The organism is Citrobacter sp. RHBSTW-01044, assembly GCF_013781945.1.
GTDB classification, from domain to species: domain Bacteria; phylum Pseudomonadota; class Gammaproteobacteria; order Enterobacterales; family Enterobacteriaceae; genus Citrobacter; species Citrobacter braakii.
In genome coordinates, this window is record NZ_CP056180.1 from 792244 (window position 1) to 807971 (window position 15728).

13 protein-coding genes are annotated in these 15728 nt (G+C 51.3%); 12 read left to right on the forward strand and 1 reads right to left on the reverse strand.

Annotated elements, in window-relative coordinates; translation table 11 throughout:
• The first annotated feature begins 186 nt into the window (after positions 1-186).
• The 10 genes from tkt to fbaA all read left to right on the forward strand — a co-directional run bounded on the left by tkt (position 187) and on the right by fbaA (position 11534).
• Positions 187-2178: a transketolase gene (gene tkt / locus HV352_RS03890; RefSeq protein ID WP_016154386.1), complete on the forward strand. Its 1992-nt coding sequence runs from the start codon at positions 187-189 to the stop codon at positions 2176-2178.
• Positions 2179-2494: 316 nt separating this feature from the next.
• The gene (gene cmtB / locus HV352_RS03895) at positions 2495-2938 is read left to right on the forward strand and encodes a PTS mannitol transporter subunit IIA (RefSeq protein WP_016157436.1); all 444 of its coding nucleotides are present in this window, start codon (positions 2495-2497) and stop codon (positions 2936-2938) included.
• 27 nt (positions 2939-2965) lie between these two features.
• The gene (locus tag HV352_RS03900; RefSeq protein WP_016157435.1) at positions 2966-4345 is read left to right on the forward strand and encodes a PTS mannitol transporter subunit IICB; all 1380 of its coding nucleotides are present in this window, start codon (positions 2966-2968) and stop codon (positions 4343-4345) included.
• A gap of 24 nt (positions 4346-4369) precedes the next feature.
• Positions 4370-5647 carry a zinc-binding dehydrogenase gene (locus HV352_RS03905; protein ID WP_016154383.1) on the forward strand — a complete coding sequence of 426 codons (1278 nt, stop codon included), beginning with the start codon at positions 4370-4372 and terminating at the stop codon, positions 5645-5647.
• Complete coding sequence (gene glpX, locus HV352_RS03910; protein WP_181635212.1) at positions 5644-6615, forward strand: class II fructose-bisphosphatase; 972 nt, start codon at positions 5644-5646, stop codon at positions 6613-6615. Before HV352_RS03905 ends, glpX begins: the two co-directional genes overlap by 4 nt.
• 15 nt (positions 6616-6630) lie before the next feature.
• Complete coding sequence (locus HV352_RS03915; protein ID WP_016154381.1) at positions 6631-7140, forward strand: MltR family transcriptional regulator; 510 nt, start codon at positions 6631-6633, stop codon at positions 7138-7140.
• On the forward strand, positions 7137-7847 hold the full coding sequence (locus HV352_RS03920; protein WP_181635213.1) for a nucleoside/nucleotide kinase family protein: 711 nt from the start codon (positions 7137-7139) through the stop codon (positions 7845-7847). Before HV352_RS03915 ends, HV352_RS03920 begins: the two co-directional genes overlap by 4 nt.
• 287 nt (positions 7848-8134) lie before the next feature.
• Positions 8135-9163 carry an erythrose-4-phosphate dehydrogenase gene (epd, locus tag HV352_RS03925; RefSeq protein WP_016154379.1) on the forward strand — a complete coding sequence of 343 codons (1029 nt, stop codon included), beginning with the start codon at positions 8135-8137 and terminating at the stop codon, positions 9161-9163.
• Between the two features lie 39 nt (positions 9164-9202).
• Positions 9203-10366 (forward strand): phosphoglycerate kinase, encoded by a 1164-nt coding sequence (pgk, locus tag HV352_RS03930; RefSeq protein ID WP_003027032.1) that lies wholly within the window; start codon positions 9203-9205, stop codon positions 10364-10366.
• 88 nt (positions 10367-10454) lie between these two features.
• Positions 10455-11534, forward strand: a complete 1080-nt coding sequence (gene fbaA, locus HV352_RS03935) for a class II fructose-bisphosphate aldolase (protein ID WP_003027029.1) — start codon at positions 10455-10457, stop codon at positions 11532-11534.
• 48 nt (positions 11535-11582) lie between these two features.
• On the opposite strand, the gene HV352_RS03940 is transcribed toward fbaA, so the two are convergent.
• Positions 11583-12488 carry a carbamate kinase gene (locus tag HV352_RS03940; protein WP_016154378.1) on the reverse strand — a complete coding sequence of 302 codons (906 nt, stop codon included), beginning with the start codon at positions 12486-12488 and terminating at the stop codon, positions 11583-11585.
• A 338-nt stretch (positions 12489-12826) separates the two neighbouring features.
• On the opposite strand from HV352_RS03940, the gene HV352_RS03945 reads away from it, so the two are divergent.
• Together HV352_RS03945 and HV352_RS03950 are read left to right on the forward strand one after the other, a co-directional pair.
• Positions 12827-14050: an MFS transporter gene (locus HV352_RS03945; RefSeq protein ID WP_181635214.1), complete on the forward strand. Its 1224-nt coding sequence runs from the start codon at positions 12827-12829 to the stop codon at positions 14048-14050.
• A gap of 13 nt (positions 14051-14063) precedes the next feature.
• Positions 14064-15725, forward strand: a complete 1662-nt coding sequence (locus HV352_RS03950) for an acyl-CoA synthetase FdrA (RefSeq protein WP_103284200.1) — start codon at positions 14064-14066, stop codon at positions 15723-15725.
• The last annotated feature ends 3 nt before the right edge of the window (positions 15726-15728 follow it).

Here is a 15728-nt window from a genome sequence, read left to right on the forward strand (position 1 = left end):
CAGCGGGCGAGAAGATTGCGCAACTTGCGCGCATGATCCAGAGATTTCTGAAGCGGTAAAAGGATGCTCCATGTACATGACACGCGGCTTGGGTTACATTGTTGGCACTTTTTTCCGGCGTAGCCCAAAACGCGCTGTCGTCAAGTCGTTAAGGGCTCAGCCTTCATTATCCGATCTGGAGTCAAAATGTCCTCACGTAAAGAGCTTGCCAATGCTATTCGTGCGCTGAGCATGGACGCAGTACAGAAAGCCAAATCCGGTCACCCGGGTGCCCCGATGGGTATGGCTGACATTGCCGAAGTCCTGTGGCGTGATTTCCTGAACCACAACCCGACTAACCCGTCCTGGGCTGACCGTGACCGCTTCGTGCTGTCCAACGGCCACGGCTCCATGCTGATTTACAGCCTGCTGCACCTCACCGGCTACGATCTGCCGATGTCCGAGCTGCAGAACTTCCGTCAGCTGCATTCCAAAACGCCGGGTCACCCGGAAGTGGGTTACACCGCGGGTGTTGAAACCACTACCGGTCCTCTGGGTCAGGGCATTGCGAATGCTGTGGGTATGGCTATCGCCGAAAAAACGCTGGCGGCGCAGTTTAACCGTCCTGGTCACGACATCGTTGACCACTTCACCTATGCTTTCATGGGCGACGGCTGCATGATGGAAGGTATCTCTCACGAGGTATGTTCCCTGGCCGGTACGCTGAAGCTGGGTAAACTGGTAGCGTTCTACGATGACAACGGCATCTCTATCGATGGCCACGTTGAAGGCTGGTTCACCGATGACACCGCTAAGCGTTTCGAAGCTTACGGCTGGCACGTGGTTCGTGGCGTTGATGGTCACGATGCTGACGCGATTAAGCGCGCAGTTGAAGAAGCTCGCGCTGTGACCGACAAACCGTCCCTGCTGATGTGCAAAACCATCATCGGTTTCGGTTCCCCGAATAAAGCCGGTACCCACGACTCTCACGGTGCGCCGCTGGGTGATGCAGAAATCGCACTGACCCGCGAACAGCTGGGCTGGAAATACGCGCCGTTTGAAATTCCGTCTGAAATCTACGCGCAGTGGGATGCGAAAGAAGCAGGCCAGGCAAAAGAAGCTGCATGGAACGAGAAGTTCGCTGCTTATGCGAAAGCCTTCCCGCAGGAAGCCGCTGAATTCACCCGTCGTATGAAAGGTGAAATGCCGTCTGACTTCGACGCAAAAGCGAACGAGTTCATCGCTAAGCTGCAGGCTAACCCGGCGAAAATCGCCAGCCGTAAAGCGTCTCAGAACGCGATTGAAGCGTTTGGTCCTCTGCTGCCTGAATTCCTCGGTGGCTCCGCTGACCTGGCACCAAGTAACCTGACTCTGTGGTCTGGTTCTAAAGCTATCAACGAAGATACTGCCGGTAACTACATCCATTACGGTGTACGTGAATTCGGTATGACCGCTATCGCTAACGGTATCTCCCTGCACGGTGGCTTCCTGCCGTACACCTCCACCTTCCTGATGTTTGTGGAATATGCCCGTAACGCGGTGCGTATGGCTGCGCTGATGAAACAACGTCAGGTGATGGTCTATACCCACGACTCCATCGGTCTGGGCGAAGATGGCCCGACTCACCAGCCGGTAGAGCAGGTAGCTTCGCTGCGTGTGACCCCGAACATGAGCACCTGGCGTCCGTGTGACCAGGTTGAATCTGCCGTTGCATGGAAATACGGTGTAGAGCGTCAGGACGGTCCGACCGCGCTGATCCTCTCCCGCCAGAACCTGGCACAGCAGGAACGTACCGAAGAGCAGCTGGCGAACATCGCGCGCGGTGGTTACGTGCTGAAAGATTGCGCCGGTCAGCCGGAACTGATCTTCATCGCTACCGGTTCTGAAGTTGAGCTGGCTGTGGCTGCCTGGGACAAACTGACCGCTGAAGGCGTTAAAGCGCGCGTGGTTTCCATGCCGTCTACCGACGCGTTCGACAAACAGGATGCCGCTTATCGCGAGTCCGTACTGCCGAAAGCTGTTTCCGCACGTGTTGCAGTGGAAGCGGGTATCGCAGACTACTGGTTCAAATACGTGGGCCTGAACGGCGCTATCGTTGGTATGACTACCTTTGGTGAGTCTGCACCGGCTGAGCTGCTGTTTGAAGAGTTTGGCTTCACTGTCGACAACGTTGTCGCGAAAGCAAAAGAACTGCTGTAATTTTGATTACAGGTGAAAACGGGTCGCTTATGCGGCCCGTTTTTTTAAAGTAATTAAATTTATTTGGTCGTGCGCAACCCGAAAATGTAGATTTGCATCACAAATATGATATTTAGCGATGTTTTATATTTGTAACTTGAATCACATTATTTCTGTTGACTTTTATATTTCTTTTCTCAATTCATTGTTTTTAAAGGCATCACCAAAAAACATTCTGCGCTGTATGTAGTTTTCTCCTCGATTGATTTCATTTCGCCGTGCGCGTATTTTATTTTTAACGCTAACTCGTACCCTAAAAATAAAATAAGGAAAATGTATGCGGCTGATTGATTACTTTCCCGAATCATCTATCTCAATAAAAAATTCAGCAAAGAACTGGCAGGAGGCAATTGACTTTTCTATGTCATCCTTACTTGCCAATCATTATGTCAATTCAGATTATATTCAGGCCATTAAAGACTCAACGATTAACAATGGTCCTTATTATATTTTAGCGCCAGGCGTCGCCATGCCGCACGCTCGACCGGAGTGTGGCGCGTTAAAAACCGGTATGTCATTAACGCTTCTCAAACAGGAAGTGAAATTTGCCGAAGATGATGAAGGTATCAGATTATTAATCGGATTGTCGGCGGCTAATGCTGATTCACACATTGGCGCTATTCAGGCCTTAAGCGAATTATTATGTGAAGAGGAAGCACTAACCGCTTTGTTAGCGGCTAAATCAGAAAAACAATTGGCGGATATTATCGCTCAAGCATAATTAACGGTTTCCTTTCAGGACATTATTATGGAAAACAAGTCTGCTCGTGCCAAAGTCCAGGCTTTTGGTGGGTTTTTGACTGCAATGGTCATTCCTAACATCGGCGCATTTATTGCCTGGGGTTTTATTACCGCATTATTTATTCCTACTGGTTGGATGCCGAATGAGCATTTCGCCAAAATTGTCGGTCCGATGATTACCTATTTACTGCCCGTCATGATTGGCTCCACTGGGGGACATCTGGTTGGCGGGAAACGCGGTGCGGTGATGGGGGGCATTGGTTCTATTGGCGTTATTGTGGGCGCGGATATCCCGATGTTCCTTGGCGCAATGGTAATGGGGCCGCTTGGCGGTTGGGTGATTAAGCATATCGACCGTCTGCTGGAAAAACGCATTCCTGCAGGCTTCGAGATGGTTATCAATAATTTCTCTCTTGGTATTGCGGGAATGCTTTTATGCTTGCTGGGGTTTGAAGTTATCGGCCCGGCGGTTCTCATTGCCAATAATTTTGTGAAGGAGTGTATTGAAGCGTTGGTTCATGCGGGCTATCTGCCGTTGCTATCCGTAATCAATGAGCCGGCAAAAATCCTCTTTCTGAACAATGCTATCGATCAGGGGGTGTATTATCCGTTGGGGATGCAGCAAGCTTCTGAAACGGGAAAATCAATTTTCTTCATGGTGGCATCTAACCCAGGGCCGGGATTAGGTTTGTTACTCGGCTTTGCTATCTTTGGTAAAGGAATGAGTAAAAAGTCTGCACCAGGCGCCATGATTATCCACTTCCTCGGTGGTATTCATGAACTGTATTTCCCGTATGTGCTGATGAAGCCTCTGACCCTGATCGCGATGATTGCCGGGGGAATGACCGGGACGTGGGTATTCCACCTGCTGGACGGTGGGTTAGTTGCGGGGCCAAGCCCAGGATCCATATTTGCCTATCTGGCATTAACGCCGAAAGGTTCTTTCCTCGCGACCATTGCAGGAGTTACCGCGGGAACCGTTGTTACTTTTGTTATTACCTCTGTCATCCTGAAAATGGAAAAGAACGTTGAAACAGAAAGTGAAGATGACTTTGCTGAATCAGCCAGAGCCGTCAAAGCGATGAAGCAGGAAGGGAAATTCTCTTATAAAAACATTAAACGCGTCGCTTTTGTCTGTGATGCAGGAATGGGTTCCAGTGCTATGGGGGCAACCACGTTTCGTAAGCGTCTGGAGAAAGCGGGATTGAATATTACTGTGACGCATTATGCTATCGAAAACGTTCCGCAAGATGCCGATATTATTGTCACCCATGCCAGTCTTGAAGGTCGTGTTAAACGTGTAAGTGAAAAGCCATTAGTGCTGATTAAGAACTATATTGGTGACCCATTGTTGGATGATTTATTTAAACGCATTACTGCGAACTAGCCTTCTTCTATTTTTGGAGTGAATATGAAAACGAAAGTTGCTGCCATATATGGCAAGCAGGATATTCGTATCCGCGAATTTGAACTGCCTGCAATTACAGATAATGAATTGTTAGTAAGCGTAATATCCGATAGCGTTTGTTTGTCCACCTGGAAAGCAGCAGCATTGGGGAGCGATCATAAACGCGTACCGGACGATCTGGAAAATCATCCGGTTATTACCGGACATGAATGTGCAGGTATTATTGTTGAGGTGGGAAAAAACCTGACGGATAAATATAAGAAAGGTCAGCGTTTTGTGTTGCAACCCGCGATGGGATTGCCAAGTGGATATTCAGCAGGATACAGCTATGAATATTTTGGCGGCAATGCGACATATATGATTATCCCGGAAGTGGCGATTAACCTGGGATGCGTTTTGCCTTACCACGGCTCTTATTTTGCCGCCGCCTCATTGGCAGAACCGATGTGCTGCATTATTGGCGCGTATAACGCGAATTTTCATACCACTCCTTACGTTTATGAGCATCGCATGGGGATTAAGCCAGGGGGGAACATTGCGCTTCTGGCCTGCGCCGGGCCGATGGGTATTGGTGCAATAGATTATGCCATTAACGGGAATATTCAGCCGTCGCGCGTGGTGGTGGTCGACATTGATGAAGCACGACTGGCTCAGGCTAAAAAACTGTTGCCCGTTGAGCTGGCGGCAGAAAAGGGGATTGAGCTCATCTATGTGAATACTACTGGCATGGATTCTCCGACAGCGATGCTGCGAGCGTTAACTCATGACGCAGGTTTTGATGATGTCTTTGTGTATGCGGCAGTGCCTGCAGTTGTTGAGATGGCTGATGATTTACTCGCGGAAGATGGTTGCCTGAATTTTTTTGCCGGCCCTACGGACAGTAACTTCAAAGTGCCGTTTAATTTTTATAACGTGCACTACAACAGCACTCACGTTGTCGGGACATCCGGTGGTTCAACTGATGATATGAAAGAGGCCATTGCGCTCAGTGCAACTGGCCAACTGCAACCGTCGTTTATGGTGACGCACATTGGCGGTCTTGATGCCGTTCCGGAAACTGTATTGAATTTACCGGCGATCCCCGGCGGTAAGAAGCTGATATATAACGGCGTTACCATGCCACTAACCGCCATTGCTGATTTTGCCGAGAAAGGGAAAACTGACCCATTATTCAAAGAACTGGCGCTGCTGGTGGAGGAGACGCACGGTATCTGGAATGAAAAGGCAGAAAAATACCTTTTGGCACACTTTGGCGTTGATATCGGGGAGGCGGCGATATGATGTCGCTGGCATGGCCGCTATTTCGTATCACGGAGCAGGCTGCGCTGGCAGCCTGGCCGCAAACCGGGTGCGGCGATAAAAACAAGATTGATGGTCTGGCTGTGACGGCAATGCGGGAAGCATTGAACAGTATTGCCATTCGCGGACGCATCGTTATTGGCGAAGGGGAGATTGATCAAGCCCCGATGCTGTGGATTGGTGAGGAAGTGGGAACCGGCACCGGACCTGAGGTAGATATCGCCGTTGATCCTATCGAAGGAACCCGAATGGTGGCTATGGGGCAAAGCAATGCGCTGGCCGTCATGGCGTTTGCCCCTCGCGGCAGTTTGTTACACGCTCCTGATATGTACATGAAAAAACTGGTTGTTAATCGGTTTGCGAAAGGGGCGATTAATCTGGCGCTGCCGTTGGCAGATAATCTGCGTAATGTGGCAGAGGCGTTGGGTAAACCGCTGGAGCGACTGCGGATGGTGACGCTGGATAAGCCGCGCCTTCAACCAGCGATTGCCGAGGCGACACGGCTTGGCGTCAAGGTCTTTGCTCTGTCCGACGGCGACGTGGCCGCCAGCGTGCTGGCCTGTATGCAGGAGAATCCTTATGATCTGATGTATACCATTGGCGGCGCGCCTGAAGGGGTTATTTCAGCCTGTGCGGTTAAAGCGCTGGGGGGGGATATGCAGGCTGAACTGATTGATTTTTGCGAAGCGAAAGGAAATAACGTAGATAATCGTCTGATTGCGGCACAGGAACATCAGCGCTGCGCGGAAATGGGCGTTGAGATCAACCGGATCTACGCGCTGGACGAACTGGTAGGGGGAAATAAGATCCTATTCAGCGCGACAGGAGTCACGGGTGGCGATCTTGTGAAAGGGATCCAACAGGTTGCGAATGGTGTGCGCACGCAAACTTTACTGATCGGCGGCGCGGATCGAACGTGTAATATAATAGACTCTCTGCATTCATGGTGATTTATCGAGAAACGAATGACGACGCTGACAGAAGACGATGTGCTTGAGCAACTGGATGCTCAAAATAATTTACTCTCGTTTATGACGACGGCACATAACATTTTGCTCCAGGGCATTAAGCGCTTTCTACCGTCGCTGTTCGTTAATAACGATGAAGAGATCGTGGAATATGCAGTGAAGCCGTTACTCGCCCAGAGTGGACCGCTTGACGATATCGACGTTGCGTTACGTCTGATTTATGCGTTGGGAAAAATGGATAAATGGCTTTATGCCGACATCACCCATTTCTCTCAGTTTTATCAGTACCTGAACGAGCAGGATAATATCCCCGGTTTTGCCGATGACATTACCTGGGATTTTGTCAGCAACGTGAACAGTATCACCCGCAACGCAACGCTCTACGGTGCGCTGGAGTCGATGAAATTTGCCGACTTTGCTGCGTGGTCCGAAGTGCGCTTTAGCGCAATGGTCAAGACGGCAATGACGCTGGCAGTGACGGCGATTTTAAAGGAATTAACGCCGTGAAAATCAAACTAACGGTGAATGGGTTACAGGTTGAAGCACATTACCGTGATGATGAGATAGAGAACGTCCACAAACCGTTATTACAACAGCTGGCAAAAATACACGCCACTCACCCGCAGCGACGAACGATCGTTTTTCTCAGCGCACCGCCTGGTACGGGTAAATCGACGCTGACCACCTTCTGGGAATATCTCTCCCGTCAGGATCCTGGCCTGCCGGAGATCCAGACGCTGCCGATGGATGGCTTCCATCACTACAACACCTGGCTGGATGCTCATAACCTGCGAGCATACAAAGGTGCGCCGGAAACCTTTGATGTGGATAAACTTGCACAGAATCTACGTCTGATAAGGGAAGGGGAGGGCTCCTGGCCACAGTACGACCGGCAAAAACACGATCCGGTAGAAGCGGCCATAACAGTGACCGCGCCGATTGTGATTGTGGAAGGTAACTGGTTATTACGCGATGATGAAAGGTGGCGGGCGTTAGCTGAGTTTTGTGATTACTCGCTGTTTATTCGTGCTCCTGCCAACGCGCTCCGTACACGACTGGTAGGCCGTAAACTGGCGGGCGGACTATCACAAGCTGACGCTGAGGCGTTTTATGAGCGTACCGACGGACCGAATGTTCATCGGGTACTGGAAGCAAGTCTGCCTGGTGACCTGACGCTGGAGATGCTGGAATCTGGTGAATATCGGATTGCGTGAAGGCCAATTATTCCTGTTAAGCCGTAATGATTATTACGGTTTACTGGAATAATTTCCCCCGGTCTCAGCGGGAAAAATGTGATGTACGTCAGATAACTGTTTTCTTTGGCTGGACAATCATTCCTTTTATTCCGCGTTTCGCTTATTCTAGCTGAAGCGTTTCAGTCGATTAAATGTTCGACAATTAACCAATTAGTCGCAGTTTGCGACAGGTAAGGTTTCCCTGAGCGATTTGCTGCATTACTCTGTCTGCCACATCGTTTCTGAGAAATCCTTGCAGGAGACCTATGACCGTACGCGTAGCGATTAATGGTTTCGGTCGCATCGGACGCAACGTGGTTCGTGCTTTGTATGAATCCGGGCGTCGGGCGGAAATCACCGTGGTGGCAATCAACGAACTGGCGGATGCTGCAGGCATGGCGCATTTGTTGAAATATGACACCAGCCATGGACGTTTTGCCTGGGATGTTCGTCAGGAACGTGACCAGCTCATCGTTGGCGATGACGCGATCCGCATTCTGCATGAGCGAACGCTCGATGCGCTTCCCTGGCGCGAACTGAGTGTCGACGTTGTGCTGGATTGTACGGGGGTCTTCGGCAACCGCGAACACGGCGAGGCGCATATTGCCGCTGGTGCAAAAAAAGTGCTCTTTTCACATCCTGGTAGTCACGACATCGACGCAACCGTTGTGTATGGCGTTAATCAGGATCAGCTGCGCGCTGAACACCGGATCGTTTCCAACGCCTCCTGCACCACGAATTGCATAATACCCGTCATTAAATTGCTGGATGATGCTTACGGCATTGAGTCTGGTACCGTCACCACGATCCACTCCGCGATGCACGATCAGCAGGTTATTGATGCCTATCATCCTGACCTGCGTCGCACGCGAGCGGCCAGCCAGTCTATTATTCCGGTTGATACCAAACTGGCGGCGGGCATCACGCGAATTTTCCCGCAGTTTAACGATCGTTTTGAAGCGATTGCGGTGCGTGTACCGACCATAAATGTGACGGCGATCGACTTAAGCGTGACGGTGAAAAAACCAGTAAAAGCCAGTGAAGTCAACCAGTTGCTGCAAAAAGCAGCACAAGGTGCATTTCATGGTATAGTTGACTATACGGAATTACCGTTGGTCTCTGTAGATTTTAACCACGACCCGCACAGCGCCATCGTTGATGGTACGCAAACGCGCGTGAGTGGCGCTCACCTGATCAAAACGCTGGTCTGGTGTGATAATGAATGGGGCTTTGCTAACCGTATGCTCGACACAACGTTAGCGATGGCTGCTATTGGTTTCAGGCTCGACGCTTGAGCGTCGACAAAACTTTATGAATCAACGAGAGGATTCACCATGTCTGTAATTAAGATGACCGATCTGGATCTGGCTGGTAAACGCGTTTTTATCCGTGCGGACCTGAACGTACCAGTTAAAGAAGGGAAAGTAACCAGCGATGCGCGTATCCGTGCTTCCCTGCCGACCATCGAACTGGCCCTGAAACAGGGTGCTAAAGTGATGGTAACTTCCCACCTGGGTCGTCCTACCGAAGGCGAGTACAACGAAGAATTCTCTCTGCTGCCGGTTGTTAACTACCTGAAAGACAAACTGTCTGCTCCGGTTCGCCTGGTAAAAGATTACCTGGACGGCGTTGAAGTCGCTGCCGGTGAACTGGTTGTTCTGGAAAACGTTCGCTTCAACAAAGGCGAGAAGAAAGACGACGAAGCACTGTCCAAAAAATACGCTGCGCTGTGTGACGTATTCGTAATGGACGCTTTCGGTACCGCTCACCGTGCGCAGGCTTCTACCCACGGTATCGGTAAATTCGCCGACGTAGCTTGCGCTGGTCCGCTGCTGGCTGCTGAGCTGGATGCGCTGGGTAAAGCGCTGAAAGAACCTGCTCGTCCGATGGTGGCTATCGTTGGTGGTTCTAAAGTTTCTACCAAACTGACCGTTCTGGACTCTCTGTCAAAAATCGCTGACCAGCTGATCGTTGGTGGTGGTATCGCGAACACCTTCGTTGCTGCTCAAGGCCACAACGTCGGCAAATCCCTGTACGAAGCTGACCTGGTTGATGAAGCTAAGCGTCTGCTGACGACTTGCGATATCCCGGTCCCGACTGACGTTCGCGTAGCGACTGAATTCTCTGAAACTGCACCGGCTACGCTTAAATCCGTTAGCGATGTAAAAGAAGACGAGCAGATCCTGGATATCGGCGACGCTTCTGCACAGCAGCTGGCTGACATTCTGAAGAATGCGAAAACCATTCTGTGGAACGGCCCGGTTGGCGTGTTCGAATTCCCGAACTTCCGCAAAGGTACTGAAATCGTTGCTAATGCTATCGCAGACAGCGAAGCATTCTCTATCGCAGGCGGCGGTGACACCCTGGCAGCAATCGACCTGTTCGGCATTGCTGACAAAATCTCCTACATCTCTACTGGCGGCGGCGCATTCCTCGAATTCGTGGAAGGCAAAGTACTGCCAGCAGTAGCCATGCTCGAAGAGCGTGCTAAAAAGTAAGACATTGATGGGCAGGGAAACCTGCCCAATTATTAGCGCGCTGTCGAGCGCGCCCCCTTTCCAAGGCCGAAGATACAGGACTCGCAACATGTCTAAAATTTTTGATTTCGTAAAACCAGGCGTAATCACTGGTGATGACGTACAGAAAGTTTTCCAGGTAGCTAAAGAAAACAACTTTGCTCTGCCAGCTGTTAACTGCGTTGGTACCGACTCCATCAACGCCGTTCTGGAAACCGCTGCAAAAGTTAAAGCGCCGGTAATCGTCCAGTTCTCCAACGGTGGTGCTTCTTTCATCGCGGGTAAAGGCGTGAAGTCTGACGTTCCTCAGGGCGCTGCAATCCTGGGTGCTATCTCTGGTGCGCATCACGTTCACCAGATGGCTGAACACTATGGTGTTCCGGTTATCCTGCACACTGACCACTGCGCGAAGAAACTGCTGCCGTGGATCGACGGTCTGCTGGACGCGGGTGAAAAACACTTCGCAGCAACAGGCAAACCGCTGTTCTCTTCTCACATGATCGACCTGTCTGAAGAGTCTCTGGAAGAGAACATCGAAATCTGCTCCAAATACCTGGCGCGCATGTCCAAAATGGGCATGACTCTGGAAATCGAACTGGGTTGCACCGGTGGTGAAGAAGACGGCGTGGACAACAGCCACATGGACGCTTCTGCACTGTACACCCAACCGGAAGACGTTGACTACGCATACACCGAGCTGAGCAAAATCAGCCCGCGTTTCACCATCGCAGCGTCCTTCGGTAACGTACACGGCGTTTACAAGCCGGGTAACGTAGTTCTGACCCCGACCATCCTGCGCGACTCTCAGGACTATGTTTCTAAGAAACATAACCTGCCGCATAACAGCCTGAACTTCGTCTTCCACGGTGGTTCCGGTTCTACTGCTCAGGAAATCAAAGACTCCGTAAGCTACGGCGTAGTGAAAATGAACATCGACACCGATACCCAATGGGCTACCTGGGAAGGCGTTCTGAACTACTACAAAGCAAACGAAGCTTACTTGCAGGGTCAGTTGGGTAACCCGAAAGGCGAAGATCAGCCGAACAAGAAATACTACGATCCGCGCGTATGGCTGCGTGCTGGTCAGGCAACTATGATCACCCGTCTGGAACAGGCTTTCAAAGAACTGAACGCGGTTGACGTTCTGTAATTCCGTCTGCGGACAGTAAAAATGGCTTCCTTTGGGAAGCCATTTTTTTTACTGCATAACGCAGGTTCCTTTTTCACCCGCCAGGACCTGCGGCGCATCCTTCAGGGCGCCGATAAATGCTGCGTTTCCGGTCTGTTTGACAAACTGTATCACCGCCGCCGCTTTCGGGCCCATTGCACCGTCAGGCGCGGCAAACGGCGCCAGCTCTTCTGGTGTGACATGTCGTAGCGCACGCGCCTGGGGGGTTCCCCAGTTTTCATACACGGCATCGGCGTCCGTCAGGATCAGCAGGTGGTCAGCGTTAATGGATTGCGCCAGCACGGCAGCGGTCAAATCCTTATCAATGACGGCTTCGGTTCCCTGATAGCCATCGCCTTGCGCAATGACCGGAATACCACCACCGCCACAGCAAATCACCATGTGTCCCGCATCCATCAACGTGCAGATGGCATCACTGTCGAGAATTTTTAGCGGTGTCGGGGAGGGAACCACGCGGCGAATATATTGCCCATCCGCTTTCATCTGCCAGCCATAGCGTTCTTCCAGCTCTGTCTGTTGATCCGGCTGGTAGACGGGGCCGATATATTTACCGGGTGTTGAGAAAGCGTCATCCTGCGGATCGACCTCAACGCGGGTCATCAGCGTCGTCACGGGCGCGTTACCCGTGGATGACGCCAGCGCCTGGGCAATGGCAAAACCGATCATCCCCTGACTTTCCGCAACCAGAATGTCCAGCGGCCAGGCCGGGGACTCTTTGTAAGCAGCGTTCTGTAGCGCCAGCAGACCAACCTGAGGACCGTTGCCATGAACAATGACCAGTTGATAATCACGGGCTAATTCGGATGCCATTTCGGCAAATACCTGAATACTACGCTGCTGGTTTTCTGCACTCAAAATTTCTCCGCGCTGTAATAAGGCATTGCCGCCAAGCGCAATGACAATCTTCTTTTTCATTAATGACCTCATTGTGAAAAATATCTCGTGGTCAACATAGCGTTTTATCGCTTTTATTATGTGATAAGGTCGACAACTCAAATACCTGTAAAAATATCTCGATAATTAATGATGTTTTCTGTCTCTTTATTTAAATTGCTTTGAAAGTGATTATTAGACTTTTTTTAATAATGTTGCGGCCAGTTCCCAGAAATTTATAACAATGGATTTTGTGTGATTTTGTTCAAATGAAATGAATTTTTACCCCGATATGGTAGACGCAGTTAAAACATCAAACCTCACGTATCCTGTCAGATAACATGAGGTATTCAGCGGTAATGATTACCGGGAGATTAATTATGTCTGGTTCATATGAAGTGGCTGAGGCCACAAAGAAAAGAGGAATACCGGCCTGGTGGGTCACCGTTTTTCTGTTCTGGCTGGGATGGATTTTTATGTATGCCGACCGCACGGTGCTCAATCCAGTGATGGGCGAATTAGAAAAAGAATTTGGCTTAAGCGGCACACAATTGGGTATTCTTAATTCTGTGTTCTATTTTTCTTACGCATTACTTCAGGTACCTGCCGGAATTCTGGGTGACAAAATTGGTAAGAAAAAGGTGCTGGTTCCGGGGTTTATTCTTTTTGGTGTTTTCACCGCGGTAACCGGCTGGGCAAAAAGTTGGTACACCCTGCTGTTTGCCCGCGTGGTGACGGGGGCGGGTGAAGGAACCTATTATGGTCCGCAATACGGTCTTTCCTCTGAGCAGATCCCGAAGAAGCACCGCTCTCTTGGCAGCGCAATCATCAACAGCGGTATGGCTTTTGGTATTGCGCTGGGGCTGATGACCTCAAGCTGGCTGGTATACGATCAGGGATATTCATGGCGGATGCCATTCTATGCGATGGCGGTTCCATCCGTGCTGGTTGGGGTGGCTATCTGGCTATTTGTGAAAGAGAAGAAACGTACTGCCGACGCCGATGGCGCGCCGGTTAAAAAGGGTAAATTCAGCGATCTGCTGAAAAACCGTAATTTAATTATCACCTATATTATGGTGTTCTGTAGCCTGTTCGGTTTCTTCGTTATCCTGACCTGGCTTCCTTATTATCTGCAAAATGAACGGGGTATCGCGGGCAGCGAAACCGGATTTATCTCTTCGCTGGTGGCCTGGATTTCCATTCCTGGGGCGCTGCTATTCTCCAGCCTGTCTGACAAATTAGGCAAGCGTAAACCTTTAATTATGTTCCTGGTGCCGGTCGCGATTATCAGCATGTTGTCAATTATTTGGATGCCGAATATGACAGGTGTTATCACTGCGCTGTGTGTCTATGGTCTGGTGGGTAAACTGGCGCTGGATCCGGTACTGGTTGCCCTGGTAGCCGATAGCGTGGATGAAAATAATTACAGCACCGCATTTGGCTTATTTAATTTTATCGGCATGAGTTCATCCATTCTGGCACCGATTATTGCCGGGGCTGCGCGTGATATGACCGGAAGCCTGGCTTCCAGTTTCTATGTTTCAGCCGTACTGCTGGCTATTGGTTTATTCGCAATGCTGTTTTTAAAAGAACAACGCACATAAAGAGGTAGCGGTAATGATTTACGCCTTTATTAAAAAGGGAAGTTTTCAGGATTCCGTCAGCCTGATGATCATTTCCCGAAAACTCAGTGAGCGCCCGGAAGTTGATCAGGTTTCGGTCATGATGGGAACACCAGCCAATAAATCGATGCTGGATTCCACAGGGTTCTGGCACGACGACTTTGCCGATGCCACGCCAAATGATATTTGTGTGGCGGTCAGAACCGAAGGTGAGCGGCCTGAGATCCTGGATTTGATTCGTGAGCAACTGGAGAAAGAGCTAAGCGCGATCGCCAACGCGTCGGGGAGTTCACATCAACTGGTGAAAGCTCGCCGCTTCGAAAGCGCGTGCCAGAAATTACCTCAGGCCAATCTTCTGCTGGTCTCCGTCGCCGGAGAATATGCCGCATCTGTTGCCAGAGAGGGGTTGCAGGCCAATAAAAACGTCATGTTGTTTTCCGATAACGTATCGCTGGAGCAGGAAGTTGAGCTGAAAACCATGGCACGCGAGCGCGGGCTGATCGTCATGGGGCCAGACTGCGGAACGGCGATGATTGCCGGAAGCCCGTTAGCTTTTGCCAACGTCCTGCCTGAAGGCGGGATTGGCGTGATTGGCGCGTCAGGCACCGGTATTCAGGAAATTACCTCGCAGATTGCGCTGCATCAGCAGGGCATTAGCCATGCGATTGGCCTGGGGGGACGTGACCTGAGCGCTGACGTGGGCGGTATCAGCGCATTGACCGCGCTGGAGATGCTGGCTGCGGATGATGCCACGCGGGTAATGGCTTTTGTCTCCAAGCCGCCGTCTCCGCAGGTGCGAACCCGCATTATTGCTGCGATGCAAAAGGTGGGGAAACCGGTTGTCGCGCTGTTTCTGGGCAGCAAGCCGGAGCAGCGTCGCGAAGGAAACGTCTGGCTGGCGAATTCACTTTCTGATGCCGCGCGGCTGGCGGTGCTGCTGATGCGCGTGGCGCAGCAGAGACGGGCTCAGCCGGAAGTGGCAGGCAAAGGGATTTACGGCCTGTATGCCGGGGGGACGCTGGCCGCGGAAGCCGCCATGCTGCTCTCAGCGGGGCTGGGGGTTCCCGTGAGTGAAAGCCACGACCAGGGCGTGATGCTGGACGCCGGTGGTCATCGTATTGTCGACCTCGGGGACGACAGCTACACCCTGGGCAGACCGCATCCGATGATTGACCCAACCACCCGCAGCATTGAAATCGAAAAACTGGCCGCGTTTCCGGATGTCGGGGTACTGCTGCTGGATGTCGTACTGGGCTATGGCGCCTGCGCCGATCCAGCGGGGGCGGTTGTTGAGGCGGTAGATCAAGTGCGCGCCAAACGCACTGCGCCGCTGGTGGTGATTGCTACTCTGACCGGAACCGAGGGCGATCCGCAGGGCCGCAGCGAGCAGGAAGAGAAACTCCGTGAAGCCGGGGTTGCCGTGGTAGAAACCCTCGAAGAGGCGGTACTGCTCGCCGTTAGCCTGACGCATCACCAGAATCACAATATTCCACAGACGCATAGCGCGCTTCTTGCGGGCGTACAGGTTATCAACGCCGGATTGCGCAGCTTCGCGCTGGATCTGCAAAGTAGCGGTACGCCGGTTGTGCATTATCAGTGGGCGCCTGTTGCCGGTGGCAACGCCCGTCTTGCCAACTTACTCAAACAGTTACATTAAGTT

Coding starts and splice junctions, on each gene's coding strand:
- tkt (WP_016154386.1), top strand. CDS start 187: ATGTCCTCACGTAAAGAGCTTGCCAATGCTATTCGTGCGCTGAGCATG.
- cmtB (WP_016157436.1), top strand. CDS start 2,495: ATGCGGCTGATTGATTACTTTCCCGAATCATCTATCTCAATAAAAAAT.
- HV352_RS03900 (WP_016157435.1), top strand. CDS start 2,966: ATGGAAAACAAGTCTGCTCGTGCCAAAGTCCAGGCTTTTGGTGGGTTT.
- HV352_RS03905 (WP_016154383.1), top strand. CDS start 4,370: ATGAAAACGAAAGTTGCTGCCATATATGGCAAGCAGGATATTCGTATC.
- glpX (WP_181635212.1), top strand. CDS start 5,644: ATGATGTCGCTGGCATGGCCGCTATTTCGTATCACGGAGCAGGCTGCG.
- HV352_RS03915 (WP_016154381.1), top strand. CDS start 6,631: ATGACGACGCTGACAGAAGACGATGTGCTTGAGCAACTGGATGCTCAA.
- epd (WP_016154379.1), top strand. CDS start 8,135: ATGACCGTACGCGTAGCGATTAATGGTTTCGGTCGCATCGGACGCAAC.
- pgk (WP_003027032.1), top strand. CDS start 9,203: ATGTCTGTAATTAAGATGACCGATCTGGATCTGGCTGGTAAACGCGTT.
- fbaA (WP_003027029.1), top strand. CDS start 10,455: ATGTCTAAAATTTTTGATTTCGTAAAACCAGGCGTAATCACTGGTGAT.
- HV352_RS03940 (WP_016154378.1), bottom strand. CDS start 12,488: ATGAAAAAGAAGATTGTCATTGCGCTTGGCGGCAATGCCTTATTACAG.
- HV352_RS03945 (WP_181635214.1), top strand. CDS start 12,827: ATGTCTGGTTCATATGAAGTGGCTGAGGCCACAAAGAAAAGAGGAATA.
- HV352_RS03950 (WP_103284200.1), top strand. CDS start 14,064: ATGATTTACGCCTTTATTAAAAAGGGAAGTTTTCAGGATTCCGTCAGC.